Annotated in this window: 17 protein-coding genes; 8 read left to right on the top strand and 9 right to left on the bottom strand. The window is 59.5% G+C overall.

The window, feature by feature from the left end; all coding sequences use genetic code 11:
• Positions 1-26: 26 nt before the first annotated feature.
• The 6 genes from dnaN to JT51_RS12830 form a co-directional block, all read right to left on the bottom strand.
• Entirely contained in the window at positions 27-1,148 is a 1,122-nt protein-coding gene (gene dnaN, locus JT51_RS12860; RefSeq protein WP_037313212.1) for a DNA polymerase III subunit beta, read from the bottom strand.
• A 227-nt stretch (positions 1,149-1,375) separates the two neighbouring features.
• Complete coding sequence (dnaA, locus tag JT51_RS12855; protein ID WP_037313210.1) at positions 1,376-2,761, bottom strand: chromosomal replication initiator protein DnaA; 1,386 nt, start codon at positions 2,759-2,761, stop codon at positions 1,376-1,378.
• Positions 2,762-3,315: 554 nt separating this feature from the next.
• Complete coding sequence (rpsT, locus tag JT51_RS12845) at positions 3,316-3,579, bottom strand: 30S ribosomal protein S20 (protein WP_037313205.1); 264 nt, start codon at positions 3,577-3,579, stop codon at positions 3,316-3,318.
• Between the two features lie 225 nt (positions 3,580-3,804).
• Positions 3,805-4,581, bottom strand: a complete 777-nt coding sequence (locus JT51_RS12840) for an enoyl-CoA hydratase (RefSeq protein WP_037313203.1) — start codon at positions 4,579-4,581, stop codon at positions 3,805-3,807.
• Positions 4,582-4,647: 66 nt separating this feature from the next.
• Positions 4,648-5,499 (bottom strand): bifunctional DNA-formamidopyrimidine glycosylase/DNA-(apurinic or apyrimidinic site) lyase, encoded by an 852-nt coding sequence (mutM, locus tag JT51_RS12835; RefSeq protein WP_037313201.1) that lies wholly within the window; start codon positions 5,497-5,499, stop codon positions 4,648-4,650.
• Complete coding sequence (locus JT51_RS12830; RefSeq protein ID WP_152563347.1) at positions 5,457-6,164, bottom strand: hypothetical protein; 708 nt, start codon at positions 6,162-6,164, stop codon at positions 5,457-5,459. Before JT51_RS12830 ends, mutM begins: the two co-directional genes overlap by 43 nt.
• 142 nt (positions 6,165-6,306) lie before the next feature.
• On the opposite strand from JT51_RS12830, the gene ubiE reads away from it, so the two are divergent.
• Positions 6,307-7,059, top strand: a complete 753-nt coding sequence (gene ubiE / locus JT51_RS12825) for a bifunctional demethylmenaquinone methyltransferase/2-methoxy-6-polyprenyl-1,4-benzoquinol methylase UbiE (protein WP_037313197.1) — start codon at positions 6,307-6,309, stop codon at positions 7,057-7,059.
• A 3-nt stretch (positions 7,060-7,062) separates the two neighbouring features.
• Complete coding sequence (ubiB, locus tag JT51_RS12820; protein WP_037313194.1) at positions 7,063-8,592, top strand: 2-polyprenylphenol 6-hydroxylase; 1,530 nt, start codon at positions 7,063-7,065, stop codon at positions 8,590-8,592.
• Positions 8,593-8,689: 97 nt separating this feature from the next.
• Here the strand turns inward: ubiB and JT51_RS12815 are convergent, their stop codons facing one another.
• Entirely contained in the window at positions 8,690-9,865 is a 1,176-nt protein-coding gene (locus JT51_RS12815) for an acetyl-CoA C-acyltransferase family protein (RefSeq protein WP_037313191.1), read from the bottom strand.
• A gap of 118 nt (positions 9,866-9,983) precedes the next feature.
• Between JT51_RS12815 and JT51_RS12810 the strand changes: the two genes are divergently transcribed.
• The 6 genes from JT51_RS12810 to JT51_RS12785 all read left to right on the top strand — a co-directional run bounded on the left by JT51_RS12810 (position 9,984) and on the right by JT51_RS12785 (position 15,404).
• Positions 9,984-10,547, top strand: a complete 564-nt coding sequence (locus tag JT51_RS12810; RefSeq protein ID WP_037313188.1) for a helix-turn-helix domain-containing protein — start codon at positions 9,984-9,986, stop codon at positions 10,545-10,547.
• Positions 10,548-10,633: 86 nt separating this feature from the next.
• Entirely contained in the window at positions 10,634-11,266 is a 633-nt protein-coding gene (locus tag JT51_RS12805; RefSeq protein WP_037313184.1) for a sulfotransferase family protein, read from the top strand.
• A gap of 136 nt (positions 11,267-11,402) precedes the next feature.
• Positions 11,403-12,587 carry a glycine C-acetyltransferase gene (locus tag JT51_RS12800; protein ID WP_037313181.1) on the top strand — a complete coding sequence of 395 codons (1,185 nt, stop codon included), beginning with the start codon at positions 11,403-11,405 and terminating at the stop codon, positions 12,585-12,587.
• 14 nt (positions 12,588-12,601) lie between these two features.
• Complete coding sequence (gene tdh, locus JT51_RS12795) at positions 12,602-13,630, top strand: L-threonine 3-dehydrogenase (protein ID WP_037314217.1); 1,029 nt, start codon at positions 12,602-12,604, stop codon at positions 13,628-13,630.
• Between the two features lie 61 nt (positions 13,631-13,691).
• A complete protein-coding gene (locus JT51_RS12790; protein WP_037313178.1) occupies positions 13,692-14,573 on the top strand; it encodes a tryptophan 2,3-dioxygenase in 882 nt (293 codons plus the stop codon).
• Positions 14,574-14,576: 3 nt separating this feature from the next.
• A complete protein-coding gene (locus tag JT51_RS12785) occupies positions 14,577-15,404 on the top strand; it encodes an alpha/beta hydrolase (protein ID WP_037313175.1) in 828 nt (275 codons plus the stop codon).
• Positions 15,405-15,463: 59 nt separating this feature from the next.
• Here JT51_RS12785 and infB read toward each other — a convergent pair whose 3' ends face one another.
• Positions 15,464-17,944, bottom strand: a complete 2,481-nt coding sequence (infB, locus tag JT51_RS12780) for a translation initiation factor IF-2 (protein WP_037313173.1) — start codon at positions 17,942-17,944, stop codon at positions 15,464-15,466.
• Positions 17,945-17,952: 8 nt separating this feature from the next.
• Complete coding sequence (locus JT51_RS12775) at positions 17,953-18,576, bottom strand: RNA-binding protein (protein WP_037313170.1); 624 nt, start codon at positions 18,574-18,576, stop codon at positions 17,953-17,955.
• Between the last annotated feature and the right edge of the window lies 1 nt (position 18,577).

Raw genomic sequence — 18,577 nt, 5'->3', positions numbered from 1 at the left:
CATTACGCCCGCCAAAGGCAGCGCGATCAGACGCGCATCGGCATGACCACGTATACTGCGCTAAGATCACCACCTTCGCGCATCAGGGTTGGATCACCCGCCGAATTGAACAGGAACACAGCGTTTTCCCGATCAACCTGCGAGGCGATCTCTAGCAGGTATTTGGCGTTGAACCCGATCTCAAGACGTTCGTCGTTATAGGCAACAGCCAGTTCTTCTTCGGCCGCGCCGCTGTCGGGTGCGTTCACCGACAACACCAGCTTGTCCGTATCCAGTTGCAGCTTAACGGCACGCGACCGTTCAGACGACACAGTCGCCACCCGATCCACGGCCTGTGCGAATTCTGCGGCGTCCACTTCCAACTGACGAGTGTTGCCTTGCGGAATGACGCGGGTGTAATCGGGGAAGGTGCCGTCGATCACTTTCGACGTCAGCGTGATATCAGGCGTGGCAAAGCGCACCTTGGTTTCGCTGACGGATACGGCGATATCCATTTCATCGTCATCCAGCAGCTTGCGCAGCTCACCCACGGTTTTGCGCGGCACGATCACGCCGGGCATATCCGCTGCGCCATCGGGCAGATCCGCATCAATGCGCGCCAGACGGTGGCCATCAGTTGCCACACAGCGCAGCACCTTGCCACCCTCGGACCCGTCCGCCACATGCATGTAAACGCCGTTCAGGTAATACCGCGTCTCTTCCGTCGAAATCGCGAATTTCGATTTGTCGAACAGCCGACGCAGCAATGCCGCCGAGGCGGAAAAGTTCGACGCATATTCCGAAGACGCCATCACCGGGAAATCTTCTTTCGGCAGGGTCGCCAACGAGAAGTTCGACCGCCCCGCCTCAACCGTCAGGCGGCCTGCGGCGCTGTCAGCCGTCAAGGTGACCAACGCCCCATCTGGCAGTTTGCGCACAATCTCATGCAGGGTTGTCGCTGCCACTGTGGTCGCGCCCGCCTTTTCGACCTGGGCCGGGGCTTTGTCGACAACCTCGATATCCAGATCGGTGGCACGAAACTGCGCCTGATCGCCTTCGGCTTCGATCAGCACGTTGGCAAGTATGGGAATTGTGTTTCGACGTTCGACAACGGATTGGGCCTGCGAAACGGCCTTGAGAAGGGTGCCGCGTTCGATGCTGATCTTCATACCCTCTATTCCTCTGACTTGCGTGCCGAAAATGGGCGGGACTGGCACGTTAGCGGTTCCGCCCTGAGGCACAAGGATTTTTTATGGATTTCTGGGTCGGATTGGTCAAAGCGTCAAGGGGCGCGTGACCGCATTGGCACAGTTCATTCCCGACCGTGGACAATAGTGCACAAGAAAACGCCCCGGGCGTGAGGGTCCGGGGCGTTTTCTGTGTGATTGGGCCGAACTCAGGCTTCCAGTGAACGCCGCAGCATTTCCACATCTTCCGCGATCTGGCCGTCGGTGACTTTCAGTTCCTCGATGCGCTTGACGCCATGCATCACCGTGGTGTGGTCACGGCCGCCAAAGCGACGTCCGATCTCGGGCAGGGACCGACTGGTGAGCTGTTTGCACAGATACATCGCCACCTGACGCGGGCGGGCATAAGACCGCAGCCGCTTGGGGCCGATGATGTCGGACAGGCGGATGTTGTAATAGTCGGACACCTTGCGCTGAATCTCTTCGACAGTGATCTTACGCTCGGACGCGCGCAGCACGTCGGCCAGACAATCCTGGGTCAGATCCATGTCGATCTCACGACCCACCAGCGAGGCAAAGGCGAACAGGCGGGTCAAAGCCCCCTCAAGAACGCGCACATTGGTCGAGATACGCTGCGCCAGAAACTCCAGCACGCCATCGGCAATGGTCAGGTCTGGATAGGTGCTGCTGTATTGCTGCACCTTGTTCTGCAGGATACCCAGACGCAGTTCGTAATCGGTGGGGTGCAGGTCAACGACCAACCCGCATTGCAGGCGCGATTTCACGCGGTCTTCCAGATCCTTGATCTCACCCGGGGCGCGGTCGGCCGAAATGATGATCTGCTTGTTCTGATCCACCAGCGCGTTGAAGGTGTGAAAGAACTCTTCCTGGGTGGAATCCTTGCCGGCGATGAACTGCACGTCATCGACCATCAGCACATCGACCGAGCGGAACAGATGCTTGAAATCCATCATCCGACGCTCGCGCAGGGCCTGCACAAAGCGATACATGAACTGTTCGGCCGACAGGTACAGCACATTCAGCTCGGGGCGTTTGGTTTTCAATTCCCAGGCGATGGCGTGCATCAGGTGAGTTTTACCCAGACCTACGCCACCATACAGAACCAGCGGGTTAAAGGTGACCGGACCACCTTCGGACACACGGCGCGCAGCGGCATGGGCCAATTCGTTGGGCTTGCCGACCACAAAGCTGTCAAAGGTGAAACGGGCGTCCAACGGCGCGGCCTGTAACGATTCCAGCGCATCATGCGTAACCTCTGCCTGCTGCGACAGAGTTGGCTCTGGCGTGGCGGCCGGAGCGGGGTCCGCATCTTTGGACGGTCGAACCGGCGAATTGGCGGCAACGCGAAATGCAAGGCGTTGCACGGATTCACCTGCGGTGTTCATCTCGTATAATATGAGATCCGCAAAATTTTGACTGACGTAATTGCCCATAAAGTTCGTCGGCACCGAAAACACTGCCACACCATCCTGCAACTCCTGAAATTCCAGGGGTTCAATCCAGGTGGTATAGTTGTTCCGGCCGATCGCTTTGAGCAGCTTATTACGCAGTAGTCCCCATTTTTCTTGTGTCATTAAGCGCCTCACGCATCCCATTATTTATTGGTCTTTCGACCTTATTAACTTTGATCCGGTTTCCCGGATTCAGCATTCACACGCAAAAGGATACCCATGCGCCAGACCACAGCGATCTGGCGGGAATGTCCCCGAAAGTCAGCACAGCCGGGCATCTCGATATCCAATAGCAGGACATCCCAGAAACCGGGTTGCGCGTCGCAATCTAAATTTTCGACAGGGCTTGGACCTTTGGTTACCCCAAGGCCCATAGCAGATCGACAATACCGGCGCAGACCGGTTGCCAACATTCGTTCCCGGATCATCCTGATGCCCGTCAGTTTGATCGCTGGAACAGCCTGTCCCCCCAAGCGAGTGAATCGCTGACTTAGTGGTAACAAGAGGCTGACGCGTACGGCAACGAAACTCTGATATTGACTCGGGTCTTTGGCCGAAAGAATCTCTCGGGTTCGTGAAGGCGCGGTATTCTGGCAACATTAAAAAGGGCGCCGCAAACCGCGACGCCCTTTAAAATATATCAGCTTTGCTTACTTGACCCCGGGTCAAGTCGCAGTTTAGCCCAGCGCTTTTACACGCGACGACAGCCGCGACATCTTACGCGATGCAGTGTTCTTGTGGAAAACGCCTTTGGTAACGCCGCGCATCAGCTCGGGCTGTGCGGCACGCAGAGCTGCGGTTGCTGCGTCTTTGTCGCCGGAAGCGATCGCTTCTTCGACTTTACGCAGATAGGTGCGGATGCGCGAACGGCGTGCTTTGTTGACTGCGAAACGCTTTTCGTTCTGACGCGCGCGTTTCTTTGCCTGGGGCGAATTTGCCATGTGTCTCTGACCTTTGTTCGGTACGGTTATCAATAAAAGCGCGTCACGGACTATCCGCACCGGATCAGAATCACGAGTGTGAGTCGGGCCAAGCGGGCCGCACGCGCATGTATGCGGCGCTACTTACCCAAGTTTGCAGGCTTTGCCAAGTCGATTCTTTCCCAAGCATTGCGGGCATGAAAAAGGCGGGTCGTGCCCGCCTGTCTCGCTGTAATGATATGCGACTTACTTGTCGCGGAACTGAGCTGCGCGTTTTTCAAGGAAAGCGGCCATGCCCTCTTTCTGGTCTTCCGTGGCGAACATGGAATGGAAGACGCGACGCTCGAACAGCATCCCCTCGCTCAGGGTCAGTTCATAGCTGCGGTTGACCGCCTCTTTGGCCGCGACTGTGCTCAGCTGCGATTTCTCGGCAATCTTCTGTGCCGCAGCGATGGCCTCTTCCATAAGCTTCTTGGCAGGGACGACGCGGCTGACCAGCCCGGCGCGCTCGGCTTCTTCGGCATCCATGAAGCGACCCGTCAGGTTCATGTCCATGGATTTGGACTTGCCCACGAAACGGGTCAGGCGCTGCGTGCCACCCAATCCTGCAATCACACCCAGATTAATCTCGGGCTGGCCGAACTTGGCCGTATCCGCAGCGATGATGAAATCGCACATCATCGCCAGCTCACACCCGCCACCCAGAGCATATCCGGCCACGGCCGCGATGATCGGCTTGCGGATCGCGGTGAACCGGTCGTTGACGTCGCCAAAGAAGTTCTGGCCAAACACATCCACAAAGCTAAGCACTGACATCTCTTTGATATCAGCCCCCGCGGCAAAGGCCTTTTCCGATCCGGTCAGGACGATGCAGCGCACCTTGTCATTCGCATCCGCATCTTCCAACGCGGTGCACAGCTCGGAAGTAAGTTTCGAGTTCAGCGCATTCAGCGCGTCTGGTCTGTCGAGCTTGATAAGGGCGACGTGGTCTTCGATTTCGACGATGATCGTCTCAAAAGCCATGAGGTTTAAGCTTCCGGTTGTTCCGTTCAGGTACAATTCCTTACCATGCGGAAAACTTGGATCAAGCTATCTTTGGCATTGCGCGCAATAGAATGATGAGCGACCGGACTGGGTGATTCTTTTGACCGCAGCACCGCAGCCTTCGGTTCTGCAGGGTTCACCCTCGCGGCCATAAACATCAAAGCTGTGCTGAAAATATCCAAGTTCTCCATCGGCTTGCCGGAAATCGCGCAACGACGACCCACCCGCCTCGATGGCCTGGCGCAACACCTGCCGGATGATCGGAACCAGCGCGGCCACCCGCGCCGCCGAGATCTGTCCGGCTTTGCGACGTGGCGACACTTGGGCGCGGTACAGCGCCTCGCAGACATAGATGTTCCCCAGCCCGGCAACGATTCTCTGGTCCAGCAGCGCGGATTTGACCGGCGTGTTTTTTCCACGAAACGCGTCAATCAAATGTTGCTCGTGGAAATCATTGCCCAAAGGTTCCGGCCCCAGTACCGCCAACAGCTTGTGATCCTCGGCCGTGGCTGTCGGCAGCAGGTCCATTGCCCCGAACCGGCGCGGATCGTTGAACGTCACCCGTGCCCCGTTGGCCATGTGAAACACCACATGGTCATGTTTTTCAGGCATCGGATGGTTATGGGCGAATTGCCCCAGCGGATCGCCGGACACCGTCATTCGCCCAGACATGCCCAGATGGATCAACAAAGTCTCGCCACTGCTAAGATCAGCCAGAATGTATTTCGACCGCCGCCGCAATTGATCCACCCGCTGCCCCGTCAGCCGTTCCGCCATCCGGTCAGGGAAGGGCCAGCGCAGATCGGGCCGGTTCACGTCCGCCCGTTCAATCACCACCCCTTCCATGGCGGGGGTTAGCCCGCGACGGACCGTTTCGACTTCGGGAAGTTCCGGCATATTTTCTCCTGATTTGCCGCAAGAGCGCTTTCCAGCGCCTGCACCATTTCATCATGTCCGGTTACATATTTCAGAATCCGCGCCGTCTTCCCATCTGAAAAGCGCAGAAGGTAATTGCCACTTTGCCTGAGATCGATCTGGCTAAGTTTGGTCAAATCAAAATACCGCCGCTGGAACAGCGGGCTCATCGTCACCAATTCAACCCCGTCAATCGAGATCGAATTGGCAAGGTGATATACCAGCGTGTAAGCAGCCAGCCCCAAAACCCCAAGCTTGATCATTACGACTGTGTGGGCGTCTAGCCTTGGGAACATCTCCTCGGCCCGGGCAAGTTCAGGTTGGACGAAACTGATATAAAACAGGGCAATCAACACCAATAAAGTCGTTACAATGGTGCCGGGTGTTGTTCGAAAGGTCATCCGTGTCAGGGATTGCTGTGCTGGCCTCTCGCTACCGGCCCGAAGCATCGATTCATTCACGATATCGTTGGGAAAATGCCGCATGGCCGCATCCATTTTGTCGCCTAGCCCTCTGGCGCGACCCACCCGCAGTATCGTGCGGAACAGCGCCCTCACCCGCCAGATGATGAACAGAAACACCAGAGCAGTCGTTATCAAACCCACAAAAATTGAATAGTTGGACATGTCAGAAAGGCTGCTTTTCAAAACTACCTCCTGACGTATGCAACGACTGTGGAAAATCTGTGGCACGCCTGCCAAATCGTCGCCCCCTGCTACCATTTCGCGCGATTGTCTTCCCCGCCGTGCAGCCTATAAGGAAGGGCAACACAGACAGAGGCATCCATTCATGTCCGACACCAACGACAAGACCACCCATTTCGGGTTCGAAACCGTGCGCGAGGCTGAAAAGGCCGGGCGCGTGCAGGGCGTGTTCAATTCGGTCGCCTCGAAATACGACGTGATGAATGATGTCATGTCGATGGGCATCCACCGGGTCTGGAAAGACGCGATGATGGACTGGCTGGCCCCGCGCCCGGGTCAGCGCCTGCTGGATGTGGCGGGCGGCACCGGCGATATCTCGTTTCGCTTTCTGAAACGCGCCGGTTATGGCCACGCCACCGTTCTGGACCTGACCGAACCGATGCTGGTCGAAGGCCGCCAGCGCGCCGAAGCCGATCAGATGGTCGACAGCCTGAACTGGGTGGTGGGCGACGCCATGGCCCTGCCGTTCGAAGATAACACCTTTGACGTCTACACGATTTCATTTGGCATCCGAAACGTGACCCGCCCGCAAGAGGCTTTGAACGAGGCGTTCCGCGTTCTCAAACCCGGTGGCCGCCTGATGGTGCTGGAATTCAGCCAGCTGCCGAATGACGGGATGCAGAAACTTTACGACCTTTACAGTTTCAACGTGATCCCGCGCATGGGTAAGCTGATCGCCAATGATTATGACAGTTATCAATATCTGGTGGAATCGATCCGCAAGTTCCCTGATCAGGAAACCTTCCTGAATATGGTCCGCGCCGCCGGTTTCGAAAACGCCAAATACCGCAATCTCAGCCTGGGCATCGCCGCGCTGCACTCTGGCTGGAAGATCTGATTCATGCGTGGCCCTCACAACATCATCCGCCTGATCCGCACAGGCGCGACTTTGGAACGCACGGGCGCCATGAACGTGGTGCTGGACGCTTTTGAGGCCCCGCCTTCGCTGCGCTTTGTCGCTCATGCCTTGGGCAAACCGTTCCAATGGTTGGGCTATAAGGGCGACCCCGACATGCCGCCCGCCACCCGCGCGTTGACTGCGCTTGGCCCCGCCTACATCAAATTCGGGCAGGTTCTGTCCACGCGTCCCGATGTGGTTGGTGATGAACTGGCCGAGCAATTGCGGGTGTTGCAGGACAAACTGCCCCCCTTTTCACGCGCCGAGGCCATGGCCGAGGTCGAAAAAGAACTGGGTCAGCCGGTCGCCGATGTCTTCGAAGAATTCAGCGAGCCGATCGCAGCCGCCTCCATCGCGCAGGTCCACAAGGCCAAACGGACCAGCACAGGCGAGGACGTGGCCGTCAAGGTCCTGCGTCCCGGTATCGAACGCGCCTTCCGCAAGGATGTCGACGCCTTCTACTTCGCGGCCCGTATCGTTCAGCTGTTCGCCCCCGGCGCACGCCGCCTGCGCCCGATGGAGGTGATTGAACATTTCGATGGCGTCGTACGTGGTGAACTGGATCTACGTCTGGAAAGCGCCGCCGCCTCGGAATACGCGGCCAACACCAAGGATGACGCCGGGTTCTGGCTGCCACCGGTTGTGTGGTCCCTGTCCGCGCGCCGGGTGATGACGCTCAGCTGGGCGGACGGCATTGCGCTGGGCGAAAACGACGCCCTCGACGCCGCCGGTCACGACCGCCGCGATCTGGCCGAGCGGGTCCTGCGCCTGTTTCTGCTGCACGCCCTGCGCGACGGTTACTTCCACGCCGACATGCATCAGGGCAACCTCAAGGTCGCCGCCAATGGCGATATCATTGCCTATGACTATGGCATCATGGGCCATATCGACGAATACACCCGCCGGGTCTATGCCGAAATTCTGTTCGGCTTCATCCGCCGCGACTACAAACGCGTGGCCGAGGTGCATTTCGAGGCCGGCTATGTGCCCGCCAACCAGGACGTCGACGAATTCGCCCGCGCCCTGCGCGCAGTGGGGGAACCGATCTTCGGCATGGACGCCACCCATATCTCGATGGGGCGGCTGCTGAACTACCTGTTCGAGGTCACCGAACGCTTTGGCATGGAAACCCGGACCGAGTTGATCCTGCTGCAACGCACCATGGTAGTGGTCGAAGGCGTCGCCCGCTCGCTCGACCCGCGCATGAACATCTGGGAAGTGGCCCACCCCGTGGTCGAGGATTACATCAAGCAATCCATCGGCCCCCGCGCCGCCCTACGGGACTTCGGCAAAACCGCAATGGTTCTGGCCCGTTTCGGCCCACGCCTGCCAGCGCTGGTTGAAAACGCCCTGATCGCCCAGACCCAAAAGGACGAACCATCAAACACAGGGTTCTTACCCAAGCTCCTGCCCGTCCTGATCGGCACCGCCATCGGTGCCGCCGCAGTTACCCTGATCGCAGCGCTCTGCTAGCGCTGACCCGCCTGCTTCATCTGGCCAAAAGTATCCTCGGGGGGAATCGCGCGCACCGCGCGATGGGGGGCAGACAGCCCCCCTGACCCGATCTCAATCAAAGCCGCTCGATAGCGACGGCAATCCCCTGCCCGCCACCAATGCACATGGTGATCAGCGCTTTGGACCCGCCTATGCGCTCCAGCTCATACAGCGCCTTCAGCGTGATGATCGCACCGGTTGCACCAACCGGATGACCCAATGCAATCGCACCGCCGTTGGGGTTTACCTTGGCCGCGTCCAGACCCAGCTCTTTGTTGACGGCCAATGCCTGCGACGCAAATGCTTCGTTGCTTTCGATCACATCGAAATCGGCAATCGACAAACCAGTGCGCGCCAACAGGTTTTGCACTGCGGGAACCGGACCAATGCCCATGACTTCGGGGCGCACACCTGCGTGCCCGTACCCCAGAATGCGTGCCTTGGGCTTCAGACCTGCTTTCTCGGCAGCATCCGCCGTTGCCAGAACCATCGCCGCCGCACCGTCGTTGATGCCCGACGCGTTTCCTGCGGTCACGCGGCCGTCTTTCTTGAAGGCTGGGCGCAGGCCCGCCAATGCCTCGGCCGAGGTCGACTTGGGATGCTCGTCGACTTTGAAATCAACCATGTCACGCTTGACCTTGACCTGAACAGGCGCGATCTGGCTGTCGAAGTACCCCGCCTCGATCGCCGCCGCGGCGCGGGTCTGGCTGGCCAGGGCAAAGGCATCCATCTCCTCGCGCGTGACCTGATGTTCATCCGCCACATTTTCTGCCGTGACACCCATATGACCAGTGCCAAAGGGGCAGTTCAACGCACCCAGCATCATGTCCAGCGCGGTCACGTCTCCCATTTTCGCACCCCAGCGCGCCTGAGGCACGATGTAGGGGCTGCGCGACATGCTTTCCGCACCACCGGCAACCGCAAACTCTGCATCGCCCAACATCAGCGACTGTACTGCCGACACAATCGCCTGCGCGCCGGAACCGCACAGGCGGTTCACGTTCATCGCGGGGGTCTCAACCGGGATACCCGCCTGTTTCGCAGCGGCGCGCGACAGATACATGTCGCGCGGTTCGGTGTTGATCACATGACCAAACACCACACTGCCGATCTGGGTGGCTTCTACGCCGGATTTCTCCAGCGCGGCTTCGGTCACAACAGTGGCCAGATCAATCGGTGCCGTCGCGGCCAGCGACCCACCAAACGCGCCAATCGCGGTGCGGGCACCGTCCAGGATCACGATATCTTTCATGTCTCTTCTCCTCTTGGAATTGGCGGCAATATGCATCCGCGGCGACGGGCTGTCCCATGGGACGTACCGTCACAAGTGGAATTGACAAGGCAACGTGAAACGCGCATGAAATTCCGTCATGACGGAAAATTCAGACGATATCCTGACACGCCTGCCCACCCGCCTGAAAGACGCGCGCCGCGCCAAGGGTCTTTCGCTTGAGGCCGTGGCCAATCTCAGCGGCGTGTCCCGCTCAATGGTCAGCCAGATCGAGCGGGGGGAAAGCAGCCCGACCATTTCGACGTTGTGGAACCTGACACGGGCGCTGCAGGTGGATTTCGCGGGCCTGCTGGAAGAGACCGACAGCGCCGATCAGATCGAAGTCCTGAGACACTCCGAAGTCCCCAGCATCGACAACATGGGGCAGAACTGCCGCATCCGTATCCTCTCGCCCCCGGAAGAGGCCGGAGGCCACGAAGTCTATGACATCTTGTTTGACGCAGGCGGCGCGCTGAACAGCCAGCCCCACGCGCGCGGGGCGCGAGAACAGCTGACGGTGCTCAGCGGCGCGGTCCGCGTGACCTCGGGCACGGCTGTCAGTGATCTGAAACAAGGCGACACGGCGCGATACGGTGCCGACGTGCCGCACGCGATCACGGCCGAAAACCCGGCCCGCGTGTTCCTGATCGTAAAGAACGCGTAACAGTACAGACCCACCCCGCAATTGGGGGATTTCCGCCCGCTGTGTTAGGCTCCGACATTGGCATTTGCTTTTGAAGGGTTTTCACAATGGCATTGGACGTTATTGGGGCCGGGTTTGGCCGCACGGGAACAAACTCGCTGAAACTTGCACTGGAACAGCTGGGGTTTGGCCCCTGCCACCATATGTTCGAGGTCCGGGACAATCCCGGGCAGCTTCCCGCCTGGGCGGCGGCTGCCCGCGGCGAACCGGCGGATTGGGACGCCATGTTTCAGGGGTATCGCGCCCAGGTCGACTGGCCCGGCGCAGCCTATTGGCGCCAGCTTGCCGCGCATTACCCAAAGGCCAAGGTCATCCTGAGCGTCCGCGACCCCGATGCCTGGTTTGACAGCGTACAGGCCACAATCGGCCCGTTCATGACAACCATGCGAGGGAAGCACGACAACCCCCACGCAAACGCGATTTCGGAAATGTGCGACCGGTTTATCGTTCAGGACATCTTTGATGGGCGATTGAACGACAGGGAACACGCGACCCGTGTTTTTCAGGCCCATGTTGCGCAGGTGCGCGACACAATCCCTGAAGACAGGCTTTTGGTATACAAAACCGGAAGCGGCTGGGGCCCGCTATGTGCATTCCTTGGGGTCGAGACCCCGGGGGAGCCCTATCCACGCACGAATTCGACCAAAGAGTTTCAGGAAACCCAGCCCACGCCGGAATAGGTGGCGTCGGCCCCCGGAGGATTTCGCCGAAGTTGCTGTATCCGTTGTCACGGATATTTTTCCGTAATAGTGAATTCCCCTATTTGGGAATTACATCCGTTATGTTAGATGTGCGACTCAGAGCAAGGAGACCGCCATGGCTGATGCATTCCTGTCCCACATCACGGACACCCTCGCGCAGATCGAATCCGAGGGTCTGTATAAACGCGAACGAATGATCACCTCGCCTCAGGGCGGTGAGATTACGGTGGGTGGCAAACAGGTCATCAACCTGTGCGCCAACAACTATCTGGGTCTGGCCGATCACCCCGCGCTGATCGACGCCGCACAGGGCGCGATGGAACCCAAGGGCTTTGGCATGGCCTCGGTCCGGTTCATCTGCGGCACGCAGGACATCCACCGAGAGCTGGAACAAAAGCTGGCGCACTTCCTGAACAAGGACGATTCGATCCTGTTCGCCGCCTGTTTCGACGCCAATGGTGGGCTGTTTGAACCTTTGTTAGGGCCTGAAGACGCGATTATCTCGGACAGTCTGAACCACGCCTCGATCATCGACGGCGTGCGGCTGTGCAAGGCGAAACGCTATCGCTACCTGAACAATGACATGAACGATCTGGAGGCCTGGCTGAAACAGGCACGCGAGGATGGCGCGCGACATATCATGATCGCCACCGATGGCGTGTTCTCGATGGATGGCTATCTGGCCAACCTGCCCAAGATCCGCGAACTGGCCGACAAATACGACGCCATCGTCATGGTCGATGACTGTCACGCCACCGGCTTCATGGGGCCAAACGGCGCGGGTACGCCGGATCATTTCGGCGTCGATGTGGATATTCTGACGGGAACCTTGGGCAAGGCACTTGGGGGGGCAATCGGCGGTTACATCGCCGGGCCGCAGCCAGTGATCGACCTGCTGCGGCAGCGGGCGCGGCCCTATCTGTTCTCAAACTCGCTGCCGCCCTCCATCGTCGCCGCAGGGCTTGAGGCGATCCGTCTGGTCGAAGAAGGCGACCTGCTGCGCGCCCAATTGTTCGCCAATGCCAAATACTGGCGCGCCGGGTTGGAAAAGCTGGGCTTTGATCTGCTGCCCGGCGAACATCCGATCATCCCGGTCATGCTGGGCGAGGCGCAATTGGCGCAGGATATGGCGTCACGGCTGTTTGACGAAGGCGTCTATGTCTCGGGCTTCTTCTTCCCTGTGGTCCCGCGCGGTCAGGCGCGGATCAGAACGCAGATGAATGCGGCTCTGACAAAGGACGAACTGGACCGAGCTCTGGTGGCCTTTGGCAAAGTCGGCAAAGAACTGGGGGTGATCTGATGCGTGCGAACACGATGAAGGCGCTAGAGAAATCCAAACCCCAGGAAGGCTTGTGGATGGTGCAGGCCCCGGTGCCCGAGATCGACCCGGATGAGGTTCTGATCCGCGTCAACAAGACCGGCATCTGCGGTACCGATATCCATATCTGGAACTGGGATGACTGGGCCGCCGCAACGGTGCCGATCCCGATGATCACCGGCCATGAATTCGCCGGTGAGATTGTCGAGATCGGGCGCAACGTGACCGGGCTTGAGATCGGTCAGCGCTGTTCCGGCGAGGGGCATCTGATCACCACCGACAGCCGCCAGAGCCGCGCAGGCAAGTTCCATCTGGACCCCGGCACACGCGGGATCGGGGTGAACGAACAGGGGGCCTTTGCCCAATATCTGAAGCTGCCGGCGTTCAACGTCGTCCCGCTGCCCGACGACATACCCGATGAAATTGGCGCGATCCTCGATCCGCTGGGCAACGCCGTTCACACCGCGCTGAGTTTCGATCTGTTGGGTGAGGACGTGCTGATCACCGGCGCAGGCCCCATCGGCATCATGGCCGCCGCTGTGGCCCGCCATGCGGGCGCGCGGCATGTGGTGATTACCGATATCAACTCCGATCGCCTGAAACTGGCCGAACATGTGGTGCCAACGGTCCGCGCCGTCGACGTCAGCCGCGAAGAGTTGCCGGACGTCATCACCGGACTGGGCATGAAAGAAGGCTTTGACGTGGGGCTGGAAATGTCGGGCTCTCAAATCGCGCTGGACCAGATGGTCGAGGCGTTGGTGATGGGCGGCAAAATCGCGTTGTTGGGAATCCCGCCCGGAAAATCTCCGGTCGACTGGTCGCGTATCGTGTTCAAGGCCATCACCATCAAAGGCGTCTACGGCCGCGAGATGTTCGAGACCTGGTACAAGATGATCGCCATGTTGCAGAACGGTCTGGATGTCAGCCGGGTGATTACCCACCGCTTTGGCGTCGACGCCTTCGCCGAAGGCTTTGCCGCAATGAAATCGGGCCGGTCGGGCAAGGTGGTACTGGACTGGACCTGACGTTGTGGCACTGTGCTGAAACAGGCCTTAATCAACGAAACTCAGGCGGTTGGAGGAGCAGATGAGCGACAAGGATGATCGGTTTCTGGAACGCGGGATCGAAGATACGCTGATCACCGATTTCACCGAAACCCATCGCAAAAGCTATGGCGATTTCCTGCAGCTCAAAACTCTGCTGAACTTGCAAAAGACCTTTCAGGACCCCGCGCAACCGGATGAGATGCTGTTCATCATCATCCATCAGGTCAGCGAGTTGTGGCTGAAACTGATGCATCATCAACTGGTCGAGGTCCGCCGGTTCCTGCAACAGGACGATTTCGGACCGGCGATGAAAAACCTCGACCGGGTCAAGGCAATCCAGCGGCAGCTCATCTCTGCATGGGAGACGCTGCTGACCATGACGCCCGCCGACTACATGACCTTTCGGCAGGCGCTGGGGAACTCCTCGGGGTTTCAAAGTTACGGTTATCGCCAGATTGAGTTCATTCTGGGCAACAAGGATGCCTCGACCCTGAAGGTGCACGAACATGACCCCGAGGTCATGGCGCTACTGACCGCCGCGCTGACCAAGCCCTCGCTCTATGATGAGGTGCTGCACATGCTGGCGCGTCAGGGGTTCGATGTGCCCCGGGATCTACTGGATCGGGACTATGCGCAGCCCTATTCCGGCGACAGCCGTGTGGTGAAAATCTGGGTGCAGGTGTTCCGCGACACGGATCGGCACTGGGACCTTTACGCCTTGGCCGAGAAGCTGATGGATGTGGAATCCCTGTTCCAGCGCTGGCGCTTTGATCATGTCACCGCCGTGGAACGGGTGATCGGCAATCAACCCGGCACCGGCGGGTCCAGCGGCGTTGCCTTTCTGCGCAAGGCCTTGGATTTGCGGTTCTTCCATGATCTTTACGACCTGCGCACCGAATTGATGTATCCCGAGCAGGAGTGAGCGATGCTGTACCGCGGGTTTTCTCAGGACGAGTTGGAGCAGGAATATTCGCCCCGGTCGATGATCGGCGGCGATCTGACGCCTTATGTCGACAGCTACGCGGCGCTCAGCGCGCAACATCGCAGCCGGATGGAGGTGAAGGAAAACCTCGCCTATGGCGATTCGCCAACGCAGGTTCTGGATTTCTTTCCCGCGCAGCAAGCCGATGCGCCGCTGCATATCTTTATCCACGGCGGCTATTGGCAGGCGCTCAGCCAGCGCGATTCGGCGATGATGGCGCCAGCGGTGGTCGAAAACGGGCAGGCCTTTGCCACGCTGAACTATACCCTTGCCCCGCATGCACGCATTGGCGACATGATCGGCGAATGCCGCGACGCGCTGCTTTGGCTGGCGTCACAGGCTGAGGCGCTGGGATTCAACCCATCGCGGATCACCCTGTCGGGGCACAGCGCGGGCGCGCAGCTGGCGACGATGGTGATGGCGACCTCTGCCAGCGCCTTGGCCCGTGCCGGAATGCGGGTGCGCGATGTGATCCTGATCAGCGGTGTCTATGACCTGGAACCGATCAGCCTGACCCCGGTGAACGATCCGCTGCAACTGACACCGGTAGAGGTGCACGACCTGTCGCCTATTCTGCATCTTCCCACCCCCGGCCCGCGCTATCGCGTAACGGTGGCCGAAAGGGACACGCCCGAATTCATCCGTCAAAGCCGGGATTATGTCGAACTTTTGCGCAAGGGCGGGCATTCGGTCAGTTTCGATCTGCAAAAGGGGATGCAGCATTTCGATGTCATCATGCATCCCGGTACTTTCCTGACCGCGCCGCAGTAGCCCAAAGAAAAACAGCGGCCCGATTGAGCCGCTGTTTCCTGTTTCAATTTGTAACCGGATCAATCCAGCGTGCGAGTGACCTCTTCGCGCTCGAAGATTTCGATCACGTCGCCTGCGCGGATATCGTCGTAGTTTTCGAACGCCATACCGCATTCCTGACCCGACTGAACCTCGGCCACTTCGTCCTTGAAGCGTTTCAGCGTCTTCAGCGTGCCTTCGTGGATCACCACGTTGTCGCGCAGCAGACGGACACCTGCGGAACGACGCGCCACACCTTCGGTGACCAGACAGCCCGCAACCTTGCCAACGCCGGTAACCTTGAAGACTTCGCGAATCTCGGCGTAACCGATGAATTTTTCGCGAATCTCGGCGCTCAGCAGGCCGGATGCGGCCGCTTTCACGTCGTCGACCAGATCGTAGATCACCGAATAGTAACGGATCTCCACGCCCTTCTGGTTCGCGGTGTTCCGCGCCGAAGCATTGGCACGCACGTTGAAACCAAACACTGGCGCACCCGAGGCTTCGGCCAGGCCGATATCGGTTTCCGTGATGGCACCCACGCCCGAGTGCAGTACGCGCACGCGCACCTCGTCGTTACCGATCTTTTCCATCGCCTGAACGATGGCTTCGGCCGACCCCTGCACATCCGCTTTCATCAGAATTGGCAGCTCGGTGACGTTTTCGTCTTCTTTGGCCTTCTGCATCAACTGCTCAAGGGTGGTTGCGGCACCGGCGGCGGCGCGTTTGTCCTTGGCGGCCTGTTCGCGGTATTCCGCAATCTCACGGGCCTGCGCTTCGGTGTCGGTCACGTTCAGAACGTCACCGGCTTCGGGTGTGCCGTTCAGGCCCAGAACCTCAACCGGAACCGAGGGGCCAGCTTCTTTGACGCGCTCACCCTGGTCGTTGATCAGCGCACGGACCTTACCGTACTGTTCACCCACAACGAAGATATCACCCTGACGCAGCGTGCCGTTCTGAACCAGAACGGTGGCCACAGGGCCGCGACCCACGTCCAGCTGCGCCTCGATCACGGCACCTTGGGCGGCACGATCGGGGTTGGCTTTCAGTTCAAGGATCTCGGCTTGCAGGGCGATGGATTCCAGCAGTTCGTCCAGACCCTGACCGGTGACGGCAGATACTTCGACGTCCTGCACCTCACCCGACATCTTCTCGACGATCACTTCATGCTGAAGCAAATCGGTGCGCACCTTGTCCGGGTTTGCATCAGGCTTGTCGACCTTGTTGATCGCCACGATCATCGGCACTCCGGCCGCTTTGGCGTGGTTGATCGCCTCGATGGTCTGCGGCATCACCGCGTCATCCGCAGCGACAACCAGAACCACGATATCCGTGACCTGAGCACCACGAGAGCGCATCGAGGTAAAGGCCGCGTGGCCCGGCGTATCCAGGAAGGTCAGCGTGGCACCACCGTCGGTTTTTACCTGGTAGGCACCGATATGCTGGGTGATGCCCCCGGCCTCGCCCGCAACAACGCGCGCATCGCGAATTGCATCCAGCAACGAGGTCTTGCCGTGGTCGACGTGACCCATGATGGTAATGACCGGTGGACGCGGCTGCAGATCTTTATCGTCGTCTTCGGCCTCTTTGATGACGTCCTCAACATCCGAATCGGATACGCGGGTCACCTTGTGGCCGAATTCTTCGATGATCAGCTCGGCAGTATCAGCGTCGATGGTCTGGTTCTGCGTGACCATCATGCCCATGTTCATCAGCGATTTGACAACATCCGACACACGCTCGGCCATACGGTTGGCCAGCTCAGAGACGACGATCGCCTCGGGCAGTTGTACGTCACGGATCACCTTTTCCCGTTCAACCGCACCGCCCATGGCTTTTTGACGCGCACGCTCTTGCTTACGCTTCATCGCAGCCATCGAACGATGACGATTGCCTTCGCCACCCGTCGCCTGACCCAGTGTCAGCTTGCCCGAGCGGCGGTTGTCGTCGCGACCTTTACCGCGGTTGCCGCGCTGATCGCGTTCACGATCCTGCTTGCGCGGTGTTGCCGCCGGCGCAGGCTTGTTCGCCGCAGGGCGTGCCGCCTTGGGTTCTTGTGGTGCAGCAGGGGCCGTCGCAGCGCGCTTGGCAGCATCTTCAGCTTCCTTGCGCTTGCGTTCTTCTTCTTCGGCCTTGGCGCGGACGCGCTCTTCGGCTTCGCGCTGTTCGCGTTCCTTGGCCTCTAGCTCGGCACGACGACGGGCGCGATCTTCTTCGCGGGCCTTTTCTTCGGCCACACGGGCAGCGGCCTCTTCGGCCTCACGCGCCTTGGCAGCCTGCAACGCCTTCAGGCGGCGGCTCATCTCGGCGTCGGAAATTCCCGCAGGGCGACGCGACGGATCACCCGACGGCGACGCACCGCCCCCCGGCTTTCCCGCACCCGGCTTGGGGACCACCACGCGTTTGCGTTTGGTTTCCACCACGACATTCTTGGTGCGCCCGTGGCTGAAACTCTGTTTCACATTTCCGGGGCGTGCCCCGCCACGAAGACCCAATGTCTTTTTGCCGTCACTATCGCTCATAAAGCTTCTTACCCTTCCGCGCGGCCCTTGCCGCCGTCATCCGTTTCGCGCAAGCCACGCAGGCGCTGCGCTTCCTCTACAACACGTTTGGCGAGTCCGCCAGAGGCCAGCGCCGCATGAATCACGGTTTGGCGCCCAAATGCCTGTCCTAACTCGTCCGCAGTCAGCCAACCGATGTATTTGCCAAAATGCGGCGTGCTCAGTTTGGACTTTCCGCGCCCTGATCCGTCTGCGGCCTGAATCAGAACCTGGGCCTCTTCCCGGTCCAGCCACGCCTTGACCTTTTCATAGCCCGCGACCGCGTCACCGGATTTGCGCGCAAGGCTCAACAGTTCGATTACACGGCGCAAAACCTGGCGCTCGACCTCATCGGTCAGATTCTGTGGCACGGTCACCTGCGCCTTGAAACCCCGTGCAAACAGCTTTTTGCCGACGGCTTTGTCCAATGCGGCGCGATCTGCTGCCACATAGACCCCGCGCCCCGGCAATTTTGCCGCGACATCGGGAAAGACCTGACCGTCCGGCCCCGTCACAAAGCGTATCAACCCATATTTAGGCTGAATTTCGCCCGTGGCGATGCATTTCCGCTCAGGTCCGTCGGACCGATCCTTATGGACGCCACCGCGACTCATA

Origin of the sequence: Ruegeria halocynthiae (genome assembly GCF_000743705.1) — a bacterium.
Taxonomy (GTDB): domain Bacteria; phylum Pseudomonadota; class Alphaproteobacteria; order Rhodobacterales; family Rhodobacteraceae; genus Ruegeria; species Ruegeria halocynthiae_B.
The sequence above is the reverse complement of the archived record's forward strand: the minus strand, read 5'-3'. Positions and strand labels throughout refer to the sequence as shown.

Coding starts and splice junctions, on each gene's coding strand:
- ubiE (WP_037313197.1), top strand. CDS start 6,307: ATGTCCGACACCAACGACAAGACCACCCATTTCGGGTTCGAAACCGTG.
- JT51_RS12800 (WP_037313181.1), top strand. CDS start 11,403: ATGGCTGATGCATTCCTGTCCCACATCACGGACACCCTCGCGCAGATC.
- JT51_RS12840 (WP_037313203.1), bottom strand. CDS start 4,581: ATGGCTTTTGAGACGATCATCGTCGAAATCGAAGACCACGTCGCCCTT.
- dnaN (WP_037313212.1), bottom strand. CDS start 1,148: ATGAAGATCAGCATCGAACGCGGCACCCTTCTCAAGGCCGTTTCGCAG.
- JT51_RS12775 (WP_037313170.1), bottom strand. CDS start 18,576: ATGAGTCGCGGTGGCGTCCATAAGGATCGGTCCGACGGACCTGAGCGG.
- JT51_RS12815 (WP_037313191.1), bottom strand. CDS start 9,865: ATGAAAGATATCGTGATCCTGGACGGTGCCCGCACCGCGATTGGCGCG.
- rpsT (WP_037313205.1), bottom strand. CDS start 3,579: ATGGCAAATTCGCCCCAGGCAAAGAAACGCGCGCGTCAGAACGAAAAG.
- mutM (WP_037313201.1), bottom strand. CDS start 5,499: ATGCCGGAACTTCCCGAAGTCGAAACGGTCCGTCGCGGGCTAACCCCC.
- JT51_RS12810 (WP_037313188.1), top strand. CDS start 9,984: ATGACGGAAAATTCAGACGATATCCTGACACGCCTGCCCACCCGCCTG.
- JT51_RS12790 (WP_037313178.1), top strand. CDS start 13,692: ATGAGCGACAAGGATGATCGGTTTCTGGAACGCGGGATCGAAGATACG.
- dnaA (WP_037313210.1), bottom strand. CDS start 2,761: ATGACACAAGAAAAATGGGGACTACTGCGTAATAAGCTGCTCAAAGCG.
- tdh (WP_037314217.1), top strand. CDS start 12,602: ATGAAGGCGCTAGAGAAATCCAAACCCCAGGAAGGCTTGTGGATGGTG.
- ubiB (WP_037313194.1), top strand. CDS start 7,063: ATGCGTGGCCCTCACAACATCATCCGCCTGATCCGCACAGGCGCGACT.
- JT51_RS12805 (WP_037313184.1), top strand. CDS start 10,634: ATGGCATTGGACGTTATTGGGGCCGGGTTTGGCCGCACGGGAACAAAC.
- JT51_RS12785 (WP_037313175.1), top strand. CDS start 14,577: ATGCTGTACCGCGGGTTTTCTCAGGACGAGTTGGAGCAGGAATATTCG.
- infB (WP_037313173.1), bottom strand. CDS start 17,944: ATGAGCGATAGTGACGGCAAAAAGACATTGGGTCTTCGTGGCGGGGCA.